This is a genomic window from Pseudomonas sp. 9_2_1 (genome assembly GCF_059295275.1).
In genome coordinates this window covers 2,998,439-3,015,021 of the sequence record NZ_CM181239.1, presented here as the reverse complement: position 1 = coordinate 3,015,021, position 16,583 = coordinate 2,998,439, and the positions used below count along the sequence as shown (strand labels likewise).

Genomic DNA, 16,583 nt, shown 5'->3' with positions numbered 1-16,583 from the left:
GCAGGTAGTGTCACAAGCATCAATCAATTGGAGTTACACATGGCGGTCCAATTTTCAGTCACACCCCAAGAAACAACTTTGCAGCGCTACGAACACCTCTACATCAATGGCGAGTGGGTTACACCACTGGATGGCGGCTATATAGAGACGATCGACCCTGCATCCGGGAAACCCTGGGCAGTTGCACCTATTGGAGGCATCCAGGACATCGATCGTGCCGTGCTAGCGGCGCGCACAGCCCTCAAGGGACCATGGGGCAAAATGCCTGGGCATGAACGCGCTGCCCTGATTCGTCGGCTGGCCGATCTGTTCAGTGCCGCGACAGAAGACCTGGCTATCATCGAGTCCAGGGACAACGGCAACCCTGTGCGAGATCATCGCAATAGCCTGGCAGCGCAGGTCCAGTGGTACCAATGGTTCGCCTCGCTGGCAGATAAAACTCAGGGTACAACTATTCCGATTGACGACAGCGTGCATGCCTTTACCACCCGTGTACCCATTGGTGTAGTGGGTGCCATCATCCCTTGGAATGCGCCGATGCTTTCCACCTGTCTCAAAGTGGGCGCTGCCCTCGCAGCCGGCTGTACAGTAGTTGTCAAACCAGCCGAGCAGACGCCGGTATCAGCACTGCTGCTTGCGCGACTGGTACATGAGGCGGGCTTCCCTCCGGGTGTTTTCAATGTAGTGCCAGGCCTGGGAACTGTGGCCGGCGCGCATCTGGTCCAGCATCCCGATGTGAACAAAATTTCGTTTACAGGTGAAGGCTCTACCGCTAAACGCATGCTGCGCGACGGTTCCGAGAATCTAAAAAGATTTTCCTTTGAGCTGGGTGGCAAAGCCCCACACATCATTTTCGCGGACGCGGATATCGAAAGCGCGATTAATGCTGCAACGGCCTCTGCGTGGCGTCTGACAGGGCAAAGTTGTGCGTTGGGGTCGCGTGTGCTGGTCGAGCGCTCAATCTATGAGCGCGTAGTCGAGGCCTTCCGTGAGCGAGCAAAATGTGTTCGCGTCGGCCTGCCGTCTCGGGAAGATGTGCATATGGGGCCGCAATCCAACGAGGCGCAGTTGAAGAAAACCCTTTCGTATATCGCTGTCGCTCAACAAGAGGGAGCAAGGCTGGTGACCGGTGGCAAACGTGTTAGCACACCTGAACTGGCCTCGGGTTATTTTGTAGAGCCAACGGTATTCGCCGACGTCACCAATCAAATGCGCGTTGCCCGCGAGGAAATATTTGGTCCGGTGGCATGCCTGATTCCTTTTGATGATGAGGAAGAAGCCATCGCCATCGCCAACGACACCATCTACGGTTTGACAGCCGGAGTCTGGACTCAGGACCTGGGCAGAGCTCACCGGGTGTCGAGTCGCATAGAAGCAGGCACGGTGTGGGTCAACACTTATTCGTTCCTGCGCTGGTCGACGCCTTACGGGGGGGTCAAGAGTAGTGGCTGGGGCCGGGAGAACGGGATCAATGCCCTTGAACCCTACCTGGAAACCTGCACGACCGTGATCAGTAAGACAGGTAAATTTCCTGATCTCTACGCGGACTGAGAAGCCCGATTGTAAACATGCACGGCGGCCACGGTGCTTCCGTGCTTTCTATACCTTGCGCCTAGCCCCTGCTGAACAGCGTCATGACGACGATGAAGACCAACGATTAACGCCCACATCATGACCGACACACCCACTCAGAAAATATAGCAACAGCAAATCCTTGATCAGCGGAATGATTACGTACAACCCCGCTGCCAGCACCTACGCCGCAATCAGGGTGTTAATCGGCGACAAATATGGGGTGAATAACCTTATGATCACCAAGGCACCCAGCATCCGACTAACCGAGTTTCCGCACCGCATAAGTCGCCGCGGGGGTCGAGCCCATCCGCCGCTCTGTATTGGATGTGCCGTATTGCCGTATGTTACAGGGAGGCGTATATCGTCGTTATCTGCGTCGGCGCCTGCTTGCCGTCGCCTGGGACGATATCGGGTTGGCCGATCCTAATGCATTGCAACTAGTCAGCGTTGCGGTCAGAGTTAGTGAGCGACTGGGGGCGAACAAGGTGATTTGGCCCTGGCCCTGGCGACCTTGCTCCTGGCCTGCGCGAGTAAAGCAACGCGAGGGGCATGGCCTACCTGCAAGCAAAAGCATGGCTTGTCCGCCACACGGGCTAGCTCCACCTGATCCCGCAGGACGTGTACCTGAGCTTGAGCGGTAGCGCGCTGCTCGCGAGCCTCGCCCAGCTCAGCATGCACCGATTGCAGCAGCTGTTGCGCAGCCAGCAGACGTTTATTAGCCTCTTTGAGTTGACCCGTCAGGCCCTTGCTCTCCTCACGGACCCTATCGATCTCGCGGGACGCTCGTTCCTCTACACCTCGGATGTAGTGCTGCTGCTCCACCTTTCGGCACTCTCAGAAAATCGTTTGTGCCATCGTTGGGATCAACCACCCAGCACCAACAGCATGCAACTGAGCCACAAGGACAGTGAGCCGCCGAGGCGAATTAAACGTGTAATGATCAATTGATTTATACCAACCAAAATTTTCATCGTTACTATCCGCACCACTAGATTACATGGCACAACACTCCGATGACCATACCCCCGATCTCCAGCGCAGCAGCGATCGGTGAAGAAGGTCGGCAGCCGCAGAATTTGTGATTACGATCGTGTTCATGCTAGTGACTCTCGATTCTAGCGACACCATGAGGTAATTCTCAGCCCTTGATGCGCCGAGCCTCTCATTTCCAGTGAACCTTCTCGCTTGCAACTACCGATTCTCCGTTGCAGGATTCTCATTTCTGTTGGATACCGTCGAATGCGGTACAAATGACAATAACGAGCCACGAAAGGCTCGAACTGGGGATATCAGGTGGTAGAAGTAGTGACCTAGGCAAATAGGTACCTAGATTCATGAGCACAGTCGCCAGCCTCCTCGAGAAGACCTCAGAAGATCAAAGGCCCAGCTACGCTTCGAGTCCCACATTGCACGATGACGATCCCAGTGTTGCACAGGGTGATGCAGGACAAAACCACAGCGTTGTTAGCACAACTGTCGACACCTTCCACTTTGCGGAACGGTTGACTCAGCGCGTAGCTGCACAGCACGAGCGTCACTACAATTTCAACACTGTTGTTATAACCGAGGTAATCCGATGCTCCTCTTTTCCACCGCGCGGGCAGTCAGGAAGACACTGCTTCATGTCATCCACGCCGCATGCTCGGCAAACACTGTCTTGCCACACTCGATCCGAGGGCTTGCGCAACACGCTGATCGAGCGCTGGTCAATCTTAAAGAACAATTCAGTGCGCTGACAGAAGAGAAAATATATCAGGAGCAAGAAATTAAAAAACTCTCCGAACATCTGGTTTCCCTTCAGGCAGCGCATGATCGCGATAGAGCCCGTTTTGAACTGCTGGCCTCCTGCTCGGGGGAGTACTTTTGGGAATCGCTTGGGCAAAGGGAACTGAGTTCAAATACCTCTATATCGCTCTCGGCCTCACTCGCCGGTCTTTTACGACCTAATGTGCCGGCCCGTTTAAGTGAGCTCCTTGCCCTAGTACACCCAGATGATGGCGCCCCTGTGGAGAGCTTGGTTTACGGCAAGGTAGACACCGTGCCCCAAGTATTTGAATGTCGGATACGCACCAGAATGGATGAGTACGGCTGGTTCAAAGGCTACCTGGGCGCAAGCAATGATTCATCGCTGTCATCCCATGTCATCTGTGTCCTGCGGGACATTACGCAGAGCAAACAACAATGCCATGCGCTGGCGGCTAGCGAGCTGCGCTTCGAACTTTCGCTTGAAGCCATCCGTGACGCCCTCTGGGAGATGCAGGTAGTGGAAGGTGACCTCCTCAATCCCAGAAATACGTTGTGGTGGTCACCTCAGTTCATTCGCCTACTGGGTTTCGAAAATGTCGAAGCGTTTCCCGAACGGCTAGAGACCTGGTCATCCCGCCTTCATCCGGATGACCAGGGCAACACCTTCGAGTCATTTGCTGCTTACATGGCGGATATCAATGCGACCGCCCCACTCGACTTGTCTTATCGGTTGAAATTAAAAAATGGCGACTACCGCTGGTTTCGCGCACGAGGTATAGCCCAGCGCAACTGCAGCGGTTTACTTCTACGTGTGGTGGGGTCGCTGGTTGATGCGCAAGATGAGCATGAAGAGTCCGAGCTTCGACGGCTGCAAGCGCTTCAGCATGAATTCCTGCAAGGCAACCTGCAAAAGATAAACACGATTGTCAGCTCGATCGAGGGAATCGCGACCCAGACCAACTTGTTAGCCCTCAACGCTGCCATAGAAGCCGCTCGCGCGGGTGAATACGGGAGGGGCTTTGCCGTTGTTGCCGATGAAGTACGTACTTTGGCTATCCGCACTACCGAGGCGACACGCCTAGCCAAAGCGATGATGAGTGCAGACGAACAGCGTTAGACAACCTAGCGAGATGCATTTTTCTGGCAATTTCCAGCAGCGTGTACTAGGGCGGACTCATTCCCACCCATCCGTAGAGGAAAAAGACAGGCGCGTATGAAAACAGCAGTTTGGACATCAGAATTTCTGACGCTGATTGGTTGCGCTTCTGGCTATCTGGAAAAGCACTCCACCAGCTTCTCTGCACATACCGAAAAGCCCCCCTAAAGTACATTCAATTCCTAGCGCCAGAGTGGCAAGTGCTCGACACCACCACCTCGGCGGTCCAGACCAAAACCGGTTATACACTCCACCATGCACTGCAAACTAAGCCTTACGGCGTGTCCTTGAAGGATGGTGCCAGCACAGAAACGGCCTCATCCACATATTTCGGTACGTCGTACAATGACATGTGGTTAGCACCCTCGAGGACGTGGAGTCGCTAACCCAGGCTCGCAGCACGGGCCAGCATGTCATCACTCATCCATTTGCTGCCAGCCACACTGCCGGCTACGGCGAGAATGGGTCGGGTCAGGAAGGCTTCGGCCTTGTTGTAAGCATCATAAGTGATGATTTGGGTCAGGCTGCGTGCGGTCATGAAGCCAGGCGCGTTGGGGTGTTCGCAGCGAGGCGTGTGGTAGTACTCCCAGCCTCGCGCAGTTCAGCGTTGGGGGCATCTTCCTCTCGCATCGGGGCCAGCGGCAATGTTGCCAACTCGGACTTGCTGGGATCGGCGGTGCGAGCGTTCGAGCCGAACTCGATGTGGCCCACGGCGTCCGCGTCCTTGACGGTGTTTTCCCAGCCATTGCGGAACGTCTGGCCGATGTTCACGGCACTGACCGTCGGCACGGCCCTGATACGACGGCCGTTGATCGCCGCGTTGACGCTGTAGCCACCACCGGCACAGATCCCCATGGCGCCGATACGCTGTGGGTCGACATAGGGCAGCGTAGTCAGGTAGTCGATGACAGCGCTGATATCTTCGGTGTGGATGTAAGGGTTCTCCAGTTGGCGCGCGGCAAGCCGGTGCTTGCGCCCTGGTACGAGTCATCGAAGGCGATAGCCAGCAAGCCTTGCTCAGCCAGCTTGCGAGCATAAAGGCCAGCCGTCTGCTCCTTCACGTCACCGCCTGGTGCGATGACAACCACTGGGTAATGCTTTCCTTCGTCGAACCCTGCCGGTTCGTGGATGACCGCTGCCAGGGTGATGCCTTGGCCGTTGAGGTAAGTGATGCTGACGTTGCGCATGGGGCTCCTCCTGCTTTGGAATGAGGCGTTAAACGAAATCGATGACCTTTCGCAACCAAGCAATTAGCATGTAAAACATGCCGATCATTACATCAGTCGTCAGGATTAATTAACAATATGACGGTTCCTCCCTCTCTTCTTGCCGCACTGGCCTAGTTCGTTCACATTGCGCGTAATCGCAGCTTCACCAAGGCTGCGATATAGACGGACAAGTCACGCGCGGCACTCTTCCAACACCTCAAGGCACTGGAGCAGCAGTTGAATGTCAGGCTGCTGCACCGCTCGACACGGGACATGTCGCTGACCGAAGAGGGGCAGCGCCTGTTCGATGCCATCGTCCCCGCGTTGCGCACCATCGATGTCGCAGTTTCCGAACTGGGTGAAACCCAGTTCGAACCGACTGGTCTGATCCGCATAAACACTTCGCGCATCGCTGCAAGAACCTTGCTGGAGCCACACATGGGCGAACTAATGACCCGTTGGCCAAACCTGCGGCTGGAGCTGATGCTCAACGACGCGATGCCCCCAGGATCCATCCCGCTTCGAGCGCCCCCAGGCCCACCTGGCTGATATGCAGCGACAACACGAACGGGTAAATCGAATGTGCTGCGACGAACACACTACTGATCAGGATCCAGGTACGCAGTTCGGCATGTGCCAACAGCAACCGAGTTGGCCGGGCCGATTTGGCCGTCGGCGCTTGCCGGTTTTCGTGCAGGAACATATGCCAACCCAGGGCCAGTACCACCAGGGAAATGAGCGAGAACGCTCCCAGCGCCAACATGGCCGCAGTACTGCCCAGGTACTGATACGTCGCCCCGACAATCAGCGGCCCGGAGAACTGGAACAGTGAGTACCCCAGAACCAGGTAACCCAAGTCACGTGTCCGATGCGCCACATCCTCGACAACGCCGATCGCCTGAGTGGCGGCCATGTGCGCAAACACGCCACCTGCACCAGCCAGGCCGGCCACCACCGGTAAAGCGAACAGGTGCGGCGTCAATGTGAACACCAAGGCCGTGATGACGGCTAGGCTGGCGGCAAAGGTCATGGGCCACAAGGTGCCAGTGCGATCTAACCATCTGCCGAAACCGAGGCTGGCAAACTTCGGCACCATTGTGAACATGGCCGCCGTCACACCCGCGAACAGCGCACTGGCCCCCATCGACAAGGCCACCAGAGGCACCACCAGTCGTGCGGAGAACATCGAGGCCAGGTTCAAGCCTGCGATAGCGCAGGTACCCACGAAACTCACCATGAGGGGTCTTGCAGTAGGTCGCTGCATCATCCATTCCTCACGCCAGTTCAAGTGCGTCATCGACAAGGTTCCGGATACCGGAACACGGGGTTGATACCTCACCCTGCCGCGCCAAGGCCGCTTCTAATGTCGGCGCATACAAACCCTCGGCATTGAGATCCATCTGATGAAACCACTTGCAGGACAAGTCGCGCTGGTTACCGGCGCTGCACGGGGTATCGGTCGCGCGATCGCTCAGCGCCTGGCCGAAGATGGAGCCTTGGTGATCGTGTCCGACCGTGACGGTGACGCTGCGAGCGAAACCGCAGCTTGGCTCAAGGCGCTCGGCCCCGATGAGCACCGGCTCGGGGTCGCCATGACTGGCGATGACCGCTTTGAGGTCCTGCACCATGGCGTCAGTGCTGTAATCGCCACTGGAGGGCTCCACTGCGAATCGCCATGCCCTCGAACATCCAGGGCCACTGCATGACAACCGGCAGCAGCGAGCAGTGCACCGGTGGCGCCCCAGGCATGACGGGGTTGCCCCCGCCGTGTAACAGGATCACCAGCGGCCCCGCTGGATCGCCCCAGCTGTCCCCGGCCAGCACAAGCCCCGCCCGCCCGGCCAGTGCTGCGTAGGCTGTGGGGTATCGGACAAGCGCCTACGCAGAGTCCTTCTAGCCTGCCCGCACGGCAGTAATCTTACAGATGTTAGGCAGCCTGCCCTCCTGCAAACTCCCTGACAAGGCGCAACATGCCTCTGTTCCGTTCTTTGGCGCTCCGAAGGCACTGCGCAGCAATGATCTCAATGGTGAATTTCAAAGTACGGAAATATTCCGCCACCCCGCTTGGCGCGGGTCAGCTCACGGATACATGCTGGATTCCAGGCAAGTTCCGCCAATCAATCTAACTATCGTTAGGCTAACCAGCAAAACAAGAAGGAGTACTCGCACGATGGCTTCCACTCCCCTCAAACCGATTCGCTCGATGATGTTCGTGCCCGGCAACAAGCCGAACATGATCGAGAAGGCGGCCGGCGCCAAGGCCGATGCGCTGATCCTCGACCTAGAGGACAGCGTGCCAGCGGACCTGAAGGTCGAGGCCCGCGGTATCGTCAAATCCAAGATCGGCTGGCTGGCCCAACAGAAACAACGTATATGGGTGCGTATCAACCGTAGCGCTCACCTATACGACTTCGACGACATCCTCGCCGTTGTCAGCCCGCTGATCGAAGGTATTGTCATCTCCAAGCCATGCGGCCCTGAGGACATCCACACCGTTTCCTCTATGCTGGCCGAGGCCGAGTACCGCGCGGGTGTCCCGATCGGTCATACCTTGGTCATCCCACTGCTGGAAACCGCCCGCTCGCTGCAGCTGGCGTATGAAATCGCCCAACACGAGCGCGTGCCGGCCATCGTCGGGGCAACCGCCAAGAACGCCGATGTGGCCCGCGCCCTGAAGACCGTGTGGTCACTGGAAGGCCGCGAGACCCAATACCTCAAGTCGCGCATCGTCATGGCTGCCCGCGCTGCCGGCAAGCTGCCGATCGGCGGTGTCTGGCAGCAGGTCCACGACCTTGAGGGCCTCAAAGTGTCTTCGGCCAACGACCGTCAGTTGGGCATGAGCGGTGAACTGGTGCTGCACCCGTCCAACATCGAGATCGTTAACCGCACCTACAGCCCCACCGAGGAAGAAGTGGCCTTCTACCAGGGCATGATCGACGCGCTGGAAAAAGCCCAGTCTGAAGGCCGCGCCTCGTGCATCTACGACGGCGAGCACATCGACATCGCCCACGCCAAGACCGCCCGCGAAGTCCTCGAACTCGCTCGAGCCTTCAACAATTAAGGAGAACATGAAAATGGCCGGACTTTACTTCGAAGACTTCAAACCAGGGATGGTGATCGAACATGCCATTCGCCGCACCGTGACCGAGACCGACAACATCCTGTTCTCGGCCATGACCTACAATTGCGCGCCGCTCCACATCGATGCCGAATACAGCGCCAACACTTTCTATGGCCAGCGCCTGGTCAACAGCATGTTCTTGCTAGCCCTGGTAGCCGGCATCACCGTGTACGAGACCACCCTGGGCACAACCCTAGGCAACCTCGGCTTTGGCGAGATCGCCTTCCCCAAGCCAACCTTCCACGGAGATACCATCCGTGTGCAGACCGAGATCGTCGATACCCGCCTCTCCAAGAGCCGCAACGACTCCGGCATCGTCACCTTCAAGCACGTGGCCAGGAACCAGCGCGATGAAGTCGTCTGCACCGCCGTTCGCACTGGCCTGATGATGCTGCGCCCGACCGCGCAGGCTTGAGGGAGAACCCGCCATGGATTACCAACTTACAGCGGACCAACGAGCCATTGTCGATGCCGCAGAGAAAATCTGCGCCAACTTCCCGCTTGAATACTGGCGTAACAAAGACAAGAATCACGAGTTCCCCCACGAATTCTTCGAAGCCGTCGCCCGCGATGGCTGGCTGGGGATCTGCATGCCCGAAAACGTCGGCGGTGCAAATCTGGGCGTGACCGAGGCAGCCTTGTTCATGCGCACAGTCGCCGAGTGTGGTGGCCAGGCCGCGGCCTCGACCATTCACATGAACATCTTCGGCCTGCAACCGGTTGTGCACTTCGGGACCGAGGCGCAGAAAGAAGCCTGGTTGCCACCGTTCGCCCGTGGCGAGCACAAGGCGTGCTTCGCGGTCACCGAACCGGACACGGGCCTGGACACCACCAAGCTGCGCTGCGTCGCCAAGAAACAGGCCGATGGCAACTACATCCTCTCCGGCAAGAAAGTGTTCATTTCCACCGCCCAGGTGGCCGACCACATGCTGATCCTGGCGCGCACCACGCCGATCGAAGAGGTCAAGAAGCACAGCGAAGGCCTGAGCCTGTTCTACACCAAGCTGGACCACAACTACGTCGACATCCGCGAGATCGACAAGCTCGGCCGCGCTGCCGTCGACACCAACGAACTGTTCATCGACAACATGCCGATATCCAAGGACGCGCTGATCGGCGAGGAAGGTAAAGGCCTGAGCTATATCTTCCATGGTATGAACGCCGAACGTGTGCTGGTTTCCGCAGAGCAGGTCGGCATTGGCCGCGCTGTGCTCAAACTGGCCACCCAGTACGCCAAGGAACGTGTGGTTTTCGGTCGTCAGATCGGCATGAACCAGGGCGTGCAACACCCGCTGGCACGCAATTGGGCCGAGCTTGAAGCGGCCAACCACATGATCTTCGCCGCCGCCGACCTGTACGACAAAGGCCAGCCCTGCGGCTCGGAAGCCAATGCCGCCAAGCTGTTGGCTTCAGAGGCGTGCATGCAGGCCTGCCAGACCTCGATCCTGACCCATGGCGGTTTCGGCTATGCCAAGGAGTACCACGTCGAGCGCTTCATGCGCGAAGCCTGGATCGGCTACATCGCCCCGGTCACGCCGCAGCTGATTCTGTCGAACATCGCCGAGCGCAAGCTCGGGTTGCCGAAGTCCTACTAAGCCTGCGCGATGCCTGGTCCGAGTTACCCGCTAGGCATCGATCGCAAACCGGTTCTAGGAGACAAAAATGTCAACAACAAGACCTCTGGAAGGTATCCGCGTCCTCGACCTGACCGTCGCGCTGTCGGGGCCCTACGCCTCGCTGCTGCTAGGCGGTATGGGTGCGGAAGTGATCCGCATCGAATCCCCTGGCGGTAGCGATATCGGCCGCAGCAACCCCCCTTTTCTAGGCGGTGACGGCCTGAATTTCGGCGCCCCGGCCAAGGACGAGATATCCCTGTCGATCCTCAACCGCGCGCGCAACAAAAAAAGCATCACCCTCGACCTCAAGAGTGAGCAGGGCAAAGCGCTATTCATGCAACTGGCACAGAAAGCCGATGTGATCCTTGAGAACTTCAGCGAAGGTGTCACTGCCAAGCTTGGAGTCGACTACGAACGCGTACGCCCGCACAACCCGAACATCATCTATGCCTCGATCAAGGCCATGGGTGAGCCTAGCGCCTACCCCGGCCTGAAGGGCATGGACATCATCGTCCAGGCCTTGAGCGGGATCATGGAAGTCACCGGCTTCGCCGATGGCCCACCCACCCGTTGTGGCCTGCCGATCGCTGACATGGTCGCACCGATGTACGCGGTCAACGGTATCCTCGCCGCGCTGATCCACCGTGGCCGTACAGGCGTCGGCCAGCATGTGCAGGTGTCCATGCTCGACTGCTTGGCGTCCTGGGTGGCCGAAGAGCACTTCGACGTCATGGGCCAAGCTGGCTACCCCATGCGCTCCGGCAATTTCCATGATCGCCTGGCGCCCTTCGGTGTCTACCGAACCCGGGACGGCCACATCGCCATCGTCGCCTTCCATCCAGAATGGATGCGCGGCCTGCTCGATGCCCTCGGCCAACCCGAGCTGATCGATGACCCACGCTTCGCCCATCGCGGACCGCGCATGCGCCATGCCACCGAGCTAAACGCCATCATCGAGGCCTGGACCAGCCAGCGCACCAGCGCCGAAGCGATTGCAGAGCTGGGCCGCAAGCGCGGTGTTCCGGCGGCACCCGTGCGGACACCACAACAGATGCTCGACGACCGCCGTCTGCATGAGCGAGGCGCAATCCTCGAACTGTCGCACCCGCACAACGGCCCCACCGGTGCCATGGGCATGGGGCTGCCGATCCAGTTTTCCGCCACGCCCTCGCAGTTCGACCAACCCGCCATGGCCCTGGGCGCAGCCAATGAAGATGTCTACACCGGTCTACTGGGCCTGAGCCCCGAGCAGATCAACAGCCTGCGCGAGCAAGGCATCGTCTAGCCACGATCGCCGCGGCCGGTGCCGCGGCGGCCTAGAAGGAGAACACCGTGGGACCCTTGCAAGGTGTACATATCATCGAGTTCGCCGATATTAGGCCGGCCCCCCCTGTGCGCAATGCTGCTGGCCGACCTTGGCGCCACCGTCATTCGTATCGACCGAGTCACCCCACCCGATATTGGCCTGGCCTGCCCCCTGGAATACGACCTGGTACTGCGCAACCGCAAGACCGTGCGCGTCGACCTCAAGGACCCAAGGGCATGGCCCTGGTACAAGACCTGATAGCCCGTGCCGATGCCCTGATCGAGGGCTTTCACCCGGGTGTGATGGAACGCCTGGGGCGGGGCCCGACGCGTGCCTCGAACGCAACCCCAGGCTGGTCTACTGCCGCATGACCGGTTGGGGCCAATATGGCCCGCTGGCCCACAGCGCCGGTCATGACATCAACTACATCGCCATTACCGGTGTACTCGATGCCATTGGTCGCAAAGGGGCTCCGCCCACCGTTCCACTGAACGTGCTCGGCGACTATGCCGGCGGCTCGCTTTACCTGGCCATCGGGCTGCTCAGTGGCATTCTCGAGGCGCGCGGCTCGGGCCAGGGCCAAGTCGTGGACGCGGCCATCGTCGATGGCGTGAGCTCGTTGATGACTGTGCTGCTTGGCCTCTGGCACGCCGGCATGATGAACGAAGGACGCGGCAACAACCTGCTGGACTCCGGCTCTCCGTTCTACGACGTCTACGCTTGCGCCGAGGGCCAGTACGTTTCGGTCGGCCCCATCGAGCGCAAGTTCTACCTGCAATTGCTGGCAAAACTCGAACTCAATGCGCCCATACTGCGCGAGCAGTACGACCGCGCCGCTTGCCCAGCGATCCGTGATGCCCTGGGCCAACGCTTCGCCAGCCAGCCTCGCGCCCACTGGGAGCATCTGCTGGCCGGCAGCGACTGCTGTTTCTCGCCGGTCTTCGACCTTGTACAGGCTATGCAGCACCCGCATCTCAAGGCGCGGGAAACCTTCGTCGAGGTGGAGGGTATCCTGCAGCCTGCCCCTGCTCCCCGGTTCTCCCGTACACCGCCTGCGCGCCCTACGCCACCGGCCGCACCAAGGCTGGAAAACGCCCGCGCGGCGCTGGCCGAGTGGTTGCCTGCGGCGAGTATCGATGCCTATGCCGCAGACGGAGCCTTCGTATGACACCGACACGACTGCTGGAGCAAATGCTCGAACGGTGGAGCGCCGCAGCCGCGACCTGGGATGCCAACGCCCTGGGCGCGTGCTATACCGCCGATGCCGGGCTGCTCGGCGGGCGCCCGGGGCACAGCCTCGGGCGTGGGGCCATCGTGGCCTATTTCGCCAGCTATGACGGTGTGATCCGTTCGGGCGCGGTACAAGCCCTGGACCAGGAGGTTTCACAGCCGGCCGACGGCCTGCTGTTGGCCCAAGGGCACGTAAACATGAGTTTCGTCCTGAGCGATGGGCGCGAGACGACAAGCCTGTTGCGCTCGACCTTGGTACTGCGCCTTGAAGACGGAGCGTGGAAAATCTGGCGGCACCACTTTTCCCCGGTGCCGGAAGCACCACCACTAGGCTAACGATGACTGGAGGCGCTTTGCGTCCCAGGATCCATTAATAAAAGAACCTAGTTCGCCGCCCTTGGCCGTACCCCCTCGAAGAAGATCGAGCAAAACTCCTCCACCACCGCCTGCGCCGTTCCCTTCTGCGGATCGAACCAGTTCAATGCCGAATTGATGGTGCCAAGCACGAACACACGGCACAGCGCCAGGTTCACATCCTCGCGCAGATACCCTTCGTCGCGCAGCCGATGCAGCAACCCGTCCCAGAACGCTTGGTGCCGTTCGCGCCGGCGCAATTGACGCTGCTGAACCTTTTCCGGCAACTGCTCATGCAAGCGTCCACGAGCGAAGGCGTAGTCGCCGTACTGCACCAGCCCCGTCAACTGGCCGACCAGTGCCGCCTTGAAGCTGGCCTCGGCGCTGGCGCCGACGGGCAGCGAATCCATGCATCGATAGATGTGCCGGACGATTCGCTCGGCACCATGCTCCATGACCGCATCCACCAGCTCTTCCTTGGACGAGAAGTGGTAATAGATGCTGGCGGCCTCGATACCAGCTTGCTCGGCGATCTGTCGCATGGTCGTGGCGGTATAACCTTGAGCACCGAACGCACGGGCAGCGAGGCGCATGAGCCGTTCACGGGTGTCTTCAGCGGAAGGAGTGGCTTGACGTCTCGCCATCTGTAGCGGGCATCCCTGTGGGTCGGGTGGACTGGCGAGATGGTAACCGTCGACCTGCCAGTGCTCAAACGGAGTTTGTTGAATTCGGGGGTGGTCTGACCGCGAGTCAAGCAAACGACGACGGGGTTGCGTGGAACCAATGACGCCTGCCTTACCCGCCATCAAACCAGTTCAGAGCCCCGCCGCTTGGGCGAGCGAGTGACGGAAGTCTGGGTGGGCGATGTCCACCATGCGTCGCGCCCGCTCGCGCAGGTCACAATGACGCAGGTCCGCCACGCCATATTCCGTCACAATCAATCCGGCATCGGCACGGGGCGTGCTGACCGGCCCCGACAAGCTGCTGACCACCCGGCTCTGACGCCCGCCCAGTGCCGTGGCCGGCAAGGCGATGATCGGCAGGCCCCCCCGGGAGGCATGGGCGCCGCGCTGGAAGTCCATGGCGCCGCCCACCGCACCGACATACAAGCCACCGGCGATTTCGGCGTTAACCTGGCCGGTGAGGTCCACCTCGATGGCCGAATTGATGGTCACCAACCGGTCCAGGCTGCGCAGGACATCTAGAGAGTGCGTATAGGCGGTCGAACGCAAGTGAATGCGAGGGTTGTCGTGAGCGTAGCGGTAAATGCGCTCACCGCCGAACAGTACGCCGCCAACGCTGACACCGGCATCACGGCTCTTGCGAGCGTTGGTGATGATGCCCTGTTCCATCAGGTCGACAACCTTGTCACCGATGGCGCCGGAGTGGATACCCAGGTCACGGTGCGAACGAAGGCCATCGAGCACGGCCTCCGGCAAGCTGCCCAGGCCCAGTTGCAAGGTAGAACCATCCTCCACCAACCCGGCAATGTGCCGAGCGATGGCCTTCTCGACTTCGCCGCCCAACGCACTGGGCACCTCCAGTACAGACCGGTCGGTGCGTACCAGCAGGTCGATGTCCCGTGGGTCCAGGTACTCACCATGAGTCCACGGGGCCTGGGCATTGACCTCCGCAATCACCAAGCGCGCCGAGCGTACCAGCGGTGCCAGGTACTCGGCGGCAATACTGAAACTGAACCCTTGCGGCCCCTCGGCCACCTGCAACAGCAAAACGTCGACAGGCGCCAGGAGCGTGGCCAGCTGCGAGTAATGGCACGGCAGGATGTCCAGCGCCTTCTCTCGGGCCAGGGACCGGTTCCGCGCGGCACCACAATAGGACTGATAGCGCACCTGCCTGGAATTGGCGGGTGTCACGCTGTCGCCGAGGCTCATGCCGACGAACACGTTGAAACGTCCAATACTTTCACGCTGGGCCATCAGGCGTTCGGTTAGCGCTGTCGGTTCAGCGCCGCCCTGCCCCCACACAGCCCGGTCGCCCGGGTGGATCAGGGTACAGAAGTCCAGCGCTTCGAGGCTGATCGCTTCCGTCATCGCAGGTGCTCCCTCAGGCCCGCTCGAAGATCGCGGCTAGGCCTTGGCCACCGCCGATACACATGGCCTCCAGAGCATAGCGCCCCTGGCGACGCTGCAGCTCGTGCAGCACCGAGGTCATGATGCGCAGGCCCGTGGCGCCCACCGGATGCCCCAGGGAGATGCCCGAACCGTTCACATTGAGCCGGTCCGGGTCGTTCCAGCCCCAACCCTTGAGCACCGCCAGCACCTGGCAGGCAAAGGCCTCGTTGACCTCCACCAGGTCCATCTGCTCGAAGCCAAGCCCGGTACGGGCGAACAGCTTGTTCACCGCCGGTACCGGTCCGATGCCCATGATCGCTGGCTCGCAACCGGCCGCCGCCCAGCTGTGCAGGTAGCCGATTGGCTCCAGGCCCAGCTCGTCGAGCTTATCCTCGGCCACCACCAGGCAGGCTGCCGCGGCGTCGTTCTGCTGGGAGGCGTTGCCGGCGGTGACGGTACCGCCCTTGCTCAGAGTGCGCAGGCCGGCCAGTTTTTCGAGCGTGGTGTCACCACGCACGCCCTCATCGCGGGTCACCACAAGCGGCTCGCCGCGCTTCTGCGGCACGCTGACCGGTACGATCTCGTCATCGAAACGCCCGGCCTCCCAGGCGGCGGCAGCGCGTTGCTGGCTGCGTGCGGCATAAGCGTCGGACGCCTCACGGCTGATGCCGTACTCGCGGGCCAGGTTCTCGGCGGTCTCGATCATTCCCGAGATACGGCCGAAGCGGTGCTCCGGCTGCGAACGCTCGCGGCCCCGATCCAGGCGGTCGTGCAGCGTCACGGAGCCGGCCTTGGAGCCCCAGCGCATGTCAGTGCTGTAGTACTCGATGTTGCTCATGCTCTCTACGCCACCGGCGAGTACCACGTCGGCGGCGCCGGTCTGCACCATCATCGCGGCGCTGACCAGGGCCTGCAGGCCACCGCCACAACGGCGGTCCAGCTGCATGCCCGGCACGCTCACCGGCAGCCCCGCCTCCAGGGCAATCCAGCGGCCCACGCAGGGAGTTTCGGAGTTGGCATAGGACTGGGCGAACACCACATCATCGATACGCTCAGGGTCCAGCCTGGTTTGCGCCAGGATGGCTTTGACCACCTCCGCGCCCAGGCGCTCCACTGGCACGCCGCGCAGGCTGCCGCCAAATGTCCCAACCGCGGTTCGGCGCGGTGCCACGATCGCTGCTCTTCTCATCGTTGCCTCT

At 60.3% G+C, this 16,583-nt stretch carries 15 protein-coding genes and 5 pseudogenes; 13 read left to right on the top strand and 7 right to left on the bottom strand.

What is annotated here, in order from left to right; all coding sequences use genetic code 11:
- The first annotated feature begins 39 nt into the window (after positions 1 to 39).
- From AC5O5I_RS13600 to AC5O5I_RS13580, 5 genes and pseudogenes are all read left to right on the top strand, one after another.
- Complete coding sequence (locus AC5O5I_RS13600) at positions 40 to 1,551, top strand: aldehyde dehydrogenase (RefSeq protein ID WP_209966021.1); 1,512 nt, start codon at positions 40 to 42, stop codon at positions 1,549 to 1,551.
- A 365-nt stretch (positions 1,552 to 1,916) separates the two neighbouring features.
- Positions 1,917 to 2,216 carry an AAA family ATPase gene (locus AC5O5I_RS13595; RefSeq protein WP_209966019.1) on the top strand — a complete coding sequence of 100 codons (300 nt, stop codon included), beginning with the start codon at positions 1,917 to 1,919 and terminating at the stop codon, positions 2,214 to 2,216.
- On the top strand, positions 2,206 to 2,523 hold the full coding sequence (locus tag AC5O5I_RS13590) for a hypothetical protein (RefSeq protein WP_494512704.1): 318 nt from the start codon (positions 2,206 to 2,208) through the stop codon (positions 2,521 to 2,523). The genes AC5O5I_RS13595 and AC5O5I_RS13590 overlap by 11 nt, the downstream gene beginning before the upstream one ends.
- Positions 2,524 to 3,151: 628 nt before the next feature.
- Positions 3,152 to 4,129: pseudogene (locus AC5O5I_RS13585) on the top strand (PAS domain-containing protein); the annotation flags it as partial.
- Positions 4,130 to 4,213: 84 nt separating this feature from the next.
- A pseudogene (locus tag AC5O5I_RS13580) lies at positions 4,214 to 4,417 on the top strand (methyl-accepting chemotaxis protein); the annotation flags it as partial.
- Positions 4,418 to 4,859: 442 nt separating this feature from the next.
- On the opposite strand, the gene AC5O5I_RS13575 reads toward AC5O5I_RS13580, so the two are convergent.
- Genes AC5O5I_RS13575 through AC5O5I_RS13565 form a run of 3 tightly spaced genes read right to left on the bottom strand, consistent with a single transcriptional unit; the run spans position 4,860 to position 5,664 of the window.
- Complete coding sequence (locus tag AC5O5I_RS13575) at positions 4,860 to 5,015, bottom strand: hypothetical protein (protein ID WP_241792080.1); 156 nt, start codon at positions 5,013 to 5,015, stop codon at positions 4,860 to 4,862.
- Positions 5,012 to 5,365 (bottom strand): hypothetical protein, encoded by a 354-nt coding sequence (locus tag AC5O5I_RS13570; protein WP_245355538.1) that lies wholly within the window; start codon positions 5,363 to 5,365, stop codon positions 5,012 to 5,014. The genes AC5O5I_RS13575 and AC5O5I_RS13570 overlap by 4 nt, the downstream gene beginning before the upstream one ends.
- 5 nt (positions 5,366 to 5,370) lie before the next feature.
- Positions 5,371 to 5,664: an alpha/beta hydrolase gene (locus AC5O5I_RS13565; RefSeq protein ID WP_245355141.1), complete on the bottom strand. Its 294-nt coding sequence runs from the start codon at positions 5,662 to 5,664 to the stop codon at positions 5,371 to 5,373.
- 225 nt (positions 5,665 to 5,889) lie between these two features.
- Between AC5O5I_RS13565 and AC5O5I_RS13560 the strand changes: the two are divergent.
- A pseudogene (locus AC5O5I_RS13560) lies at positions 5,890 to 6,234 on the top strand (LysR family transcriptional regulator); the annotation flags it as partial.
- Here the strand turns inward: AC5O5I_RS13560 and AC5O5I_RS13555 are convergent.
- Positions 6,173 to 6,886 (bottom strand): MFS transporter, encoded by a 714-nt coding sequence (locus AC5O5I_RS13555; RefSeq protein WP_494512703.1) that lies wholly within the window; start codon positions 6,884 to 6,886, stop codon positions 6,173 to 6,175. The pseudogene AC5O5I_RS13560 and the gene AC5O5I_RS13555 sit on opposite strands and share 62 nt — an antisense overlap.
- A 205-nt stretch (positions 6,887 to 7,091) precedes the next feature.
- Between AC5O5I_RS13555 and AC5O5I_RS13550 the strand changes: the two are divergent.
- From AC5O5I_RS13550 to AC5O5I_RS13520, 7 genes and pseudogenes are all read left to right on the top strand, one after another.
- Positions 7,092 to 7,391 (top strand): annotated as a pseudogene (locus AC5O5I_RS13550) (SDR family NAD(P)-dependent oxidoreductase); the annotation flags it as partial.
- A gap of 464 nt (positions 7,392 to 7,855) precedes the next feature.
- Positions 7,856 to 8,746 carry an HpcH/HpaI aldolase/citrate lyase family protein gene (locus AC5O5I_RS13545; protein ID WP_209966010.1) on the top strand — a complete coding sequence of 297 codons (891 nt, stop codon included), beginning with the start codon at positions 7,856 to 7,858 and terminating at the stop codon, positions 8,744 to 8,746.
- A 13-nt stretch (positions 8,747 to 8,759) separates the two neighbouring features.
- Positions 8,760 to 9,221 carry a MaoC family dehydratase gene (locus AC5O5I_RS13540; RefSeq protein ID WP_209966008.1) on the top strand — a complete coding sequence of 154 codons (462 nt, stop codon included), beginning with the start codon at positions 8,760 to 8,762 and terminating at the stop codon, positions 9,219 to 9,221.
- Between the two features lie 13 nt (positions 9,222 to 9,234).
- Positions 9,235 to 10,401: an acyl-CoA dehydrogenase family protein gene (locus AC5O5I_RS13535; RefSeq protein WP_209966006.1), complete on the top strand. Its 1,167-nt coding sequence runs from the start codon at positions 9,235 to 9,237 to the stop codon at positions 10,399 to 10,401.
- A gap of 67 nt (positions 10,402 to 10,468) precedes the next feature.
- On the top strand, positions 10,469 to 11,707 hold the full coding sequence (locus AC5O5I_RS13530; RefSeq protein WP_209966004.1) for a CaiB/BaiF CoA transferase family protein: 1,239 nt from the start codon (positions 10,469 to 10,471) through the stop codon (positions 11,705 to 11,707).
- 114 nt (positions 11,708 to 11,821) lie between these two features.
- Positions 11,822 to 12,896, top strand: a pseudogene (locus tag AC5O5I_RS13525) (CaiB/BaiF CoA transferase family protein).
- On the top strand, positions 12,893 to 13,294 hold the full coding sequence (locus AC5O5I_RS13520) for a YybH family protein (RefSeq protein WP_209966002.1): 402 nt from the start codon (positions 12,893 to 12,895) through the stop codon (positions 13,292 to 13,294). Before AC5O5I_RS13525 ends, AC5O5I_RS13520 begins: the two are co-directional and overlap by 4 nt.
- A gap of 47 nt (positions 13,295 to 13,341) precedes the next feature.
- Here the strand turns inward: AC5O5I_RS13520 and AC5O5I_RS13515 are convergent, their stop codons facing one another.
- From AC5O5I_RS13515 to AC5O5I_RS13505, 3 genes are all read right to left on the bottom strand, one after another.
- On the bottom strand, positions 13,342 to 13,905 hold the full coding sequence (locus tag AC5O5I_RS13515) for a TetR/AcrR family transcriptional regulator (protein ID WP_494512702.1): 564 nt from the start codon (positions 13,903 to 13,905) through the stop codon (positions 13,342 to 13,344).
- 222 nt (positions 13,906 to 14,127) lie between these two features.
- On the bottom strand, positions 14,128 to 15,363 hold the full coding sequence (locus AC5O5I_RS13510; protein ID WP_209965997.1) for an acetyl-CoA hydrolase/transferase family protein: 1,236 nt from the start codon (positions 15,361 to 15,363) through the stop codon (positions 14,128 to 14,130).
- Between the two features lie 13 nt (positions 15,364 to 15,376).
- Positions 15,377 to 16,573 (bottom strand): acetyl-CoA C-acetyltransferase, encoded by a 1,197-nt coding sequence (locus AC5O5I_RS13505; RefSeq protein WP_209965995.1) that lies wholly within the window; start codon positions 16,571 to 16,573, stop codon positions 15,377 to 15,379.
- Between the last annotated feature and the right edge of the window lie 10 nt (positions 16,574 to 16,583).

Bases quoted from the DNA above. Each gene is read 5' to 3' on its own strand.
- AC5O5I_RS13600 (WP_209966021.1), top strand. From the start codon at position 40: ATGGCGGTCCAATTTTCAGTCACACCCCAAGAAACAACTTTGCAGCGC.
- AC5O5I_RS13595 (WP_209966019.1), top strand. From the start codon at position 1,917: ATGTTACAGGGAGGCGTATATCGTCGTTATCTGCGTCGGCGCCTGCTT.
- AC5O5I_RS13575 (WP_241792080.1), bottom strand. From the start codon at position 5,015: ATGACCGCACGCAGCCTGACCCAAATCATCACTTATGATGCTTACAAC.
- AC5O5I_RS13565 (WP_245355141.1), bottom strand. From the start codon at position 5,664: ATGCGCAACGTCAGCATCACTTACCTCAACGGCCAAGGCATCACCCTG.
- AC5O5I_RS13545 (WP_209966010.1), top strand. From the start codon at position 7,856: ATGGCTTCCACTCCCCTCAAACCGATTCGCTCGATGATGTTCGTGCCC.
- AC5O5I_RS13540 (WP_209966008.1), top strand. From the start codon at position 8,760: ATGGCCGGACTTTACTTCGAAGACTTCAAACCAGGGATGGTGATCGAA.
- AC5O5I_RS13535 (WP_209966006.1), top strand. From the start codon at position 9,235: ATGGATTACCAACTTACAGCGGACCAACGAGCCATTGTCGATGCCGCA.
- AC5O5I_RS13530 (WP_209966004.1), top strand. From the start codon at position 10,469: ATGTCAACAACAAGACCTCTGGAAGGTATCCGCGTCCTCGACCTGACC.
- AC5O5I_RS13520 (WP_209966002.1), top strand. From the start codon at position 12,893: ATGACACCGACACGACTGCTGGAGCAAATGCTCGAACGGTGGAGCGCC.
- AC5O5I_RS13515 (WP_494512702.1), bottom strand. From the start codon at position 13,905: ATGCGCCTCGCTGCCCGTGCGTTCGGTGCTCAAGGTTATACCGCCACG.
- AC5O5I_RS13510 (WP_209965997.1), bottom strand. From the start codon at position 15,363: ATGACGGAAGCGATCAGCCTCGAAGCGCTGGACTTCTGTACCCTGATC.
- AC5O5I_RS13505 (WP_209965995.1), bottom strand. From the start codon at position 16,573: ATGAGAAGAGCAGCGATCGTGGCACCGCGCCGAACCGCGGTTGGGACA.